Here is a 1,871-nt window from a genome sequence, read left to right as displayed (position 1 = left end):
ATAGGCTAATTGTCGGGTGATTTCTCCCCAGCTTACATCAGATATTGCCTGAGATAATTTCGGGTTTTTGACCATATTCTTAACGGCTAAATTCTCAACCACAATCGTTTGGTTTTCACGAACTAATTGAGTGGTTAGCTTGTGTAAATGGTCTTTCCTGCTATCGGTGATTTGAGCGTGAATTTTGGCTACTTTGATTTTTGCCTTTTCTCGATTCTTTGAGTCTTTCTGTTTTCTAGAAAGATTTTTTTGTGCTTTTCGCAACCTCTGATAATGTTTCTTAAAATGCTTAGGATTAGACACTTTATCGCCGTCGCTGGTACTCACGAGGCTACTAATTCCTAAGTCAATTCCAATGGCTTTATCTGTTACTGGTAATGGCTTAATCGTTGGGTCATCAAATCTTATTGAGATATGCCAACGTCCAGAAGGATGTAATCTGACCGTTACTGTACTTGGTTCACATCCGTCTGGTATTTGTCTTGACCATCGAATAGGTAAAGGTTCTGTGCATTTAGCTAAATAGATTTGTTTGTCTTTAAATTTAAAAGCAGATTTGGTAAATTCGGCACTTCCTCCTTGATGTTTTTTCTTAAAGTTAGGATACTTAGTACGACCAGCAAAGAAATTAGTAAAAGCTGTTTGTAGGTGTCTTAAACCTTGTTGTAAAGGAACACAGCTAACCCCATTCAAAAACTCTAATTCTTCTTGTTTTTTCCAATCGGTTAGCATTGAAGAAGTTTCAGTATATCCTACTCTTTCTTGTCTTTCGTACCATGCTTGTGTTCTGAGATGGAGAGCTTTATTGTAAACTAATCTTACACAGCCCAAGGTGCGCCGCAATAGCGACTCTTGTTCTGCTGTGGGGTAAAATCGAAACGAATAGGCTTTCTCCATATCTCACATTCTAGCATATATCGTGTAAATGCGCTACTATTTCATAGTAAAGCCGTCCTTTGAGAACGGGGTTTCAGAGCCAAAATTGGCGATGACACTTGAGAACCAGTGATTTTTTCTCCTAAACCCAAGTTTTTCTGCTGGCAATTCCTTATTATCTATGTCCTTGACTATGCCTCAGTCTGCCGAGTCCTCCACGGGTGAGGATTTACCCCTAGCTATCTCACCCAGTAACGAGCAGTTAGAGAATATTAATAGCTATTTAAACCTGATTTTGGTTGCTTTAGTCTCTCTAGCTAATTTAGACTCCGAGTCTATCACCCAAGCAGCCCAAGAATTAGCCTTAGATCTGGATACAAGCGATCGCCTAGTTGCCCACTACTGGCAACCCCAGTCAAACCTCTCCCTAGCGGACATCCGTTCTCTAGTTCTCCTCCTCTGTCATCTAGCCCAAAAAAAGCAAGAGTTAATCCGTCGCGCCGTAATTCTCTTGGAACAAGTGGGAACTCAAGGACAAGAACCGGTCAAAACCACGCTTTTGGGCAATTATATTGATAATTTTCGCTTAAAATACCCAGAAATATCGGAAAATAATCTCAGTGATTCTAGCCTGATTTCCCTAGCCTGGAAATTATTAATCGATTTATTGTTCTACAGCAGCCCCCGCAGTCATCTCCTTCTCTGGCACACCCTTTTGGCAAGTAAAAAGTAAAAAGGCTATCAGGAGTTAGGAGGCAGTATTCAGGAGTTAGGAGTCAGTATTCAGGAGTCAGTATTCAGGAGTCAGTATTCAGGAGTCAGTATTCAGGAGTCAGTATTCAGGAGATTATTTTTTATTTAGGGTTTGCTGAATAATGGTAAAACCCTTTTAAAATAAAGCTTTTGACCTGTTAAAGTCCGATGTTAGTGCAAGAAAATAGGATTGGGACGTTCAAAAACCTTGCATTATCCTTCTTGTAGTACATCGCTTGGTA

General features: G+C 40.0%; 2 protein-coding genes. One reads left to right on the top strand and one right to left on the bottom strand.

The genetic code is table 11. From position 1 onward, the window contains the following. Positions 1 to 897 (bottom strand): RNA-guided endonuclease InsQ/TnpB family protein (locus O9332_RS19065; RefSeq protein ID WP_288026913.1); only part of this gene is annotated, 897 nt, incomplete at its 3' end. A gap of 172 nt (positions 898 to 1,069) precedes the next feature. Here O9332_RS19065 and O9332_RS19060 point away from each other — a divergent pair. Next, positions 1,070 to 1,609 (top strand): DUF3038 domain-containing protein, encoded by a 540-nt coding sequence (locus tag O9332_RS19060; protein WP_288026911.1) that lies wholly within the window; start codon positions 1,070 to 1,072, stop codon positions 1,607 to 1,609. Positions 1,610 to 1,871 lie beyond the last annotated feature (262 nt).

Source organism: Microcystis sp. LE19-10.1B (genome assembly GCF_027530565.1).
GTDB lineage: Bacteria > Cyanobacteriota > Cyanobacteriia > Cyanobacteriales > Microcystaceae > Microcystis > Microcystis aeruginosa.
The sequence above is the reverse complement of the archived record's forward strand: the minus strand, read 5'-3'. Positions and strand labels throughout refer to the sequence as shown.

Coding starts and splice junctions, on each gene's coding strand:
- O9332_RS19060 (WP_288026911.1), top strand. CDS start 1,070: ATGCCTCAGTCTGCCGAGTCCTCCACGGGTGAGGATTTACCCCTAGCT.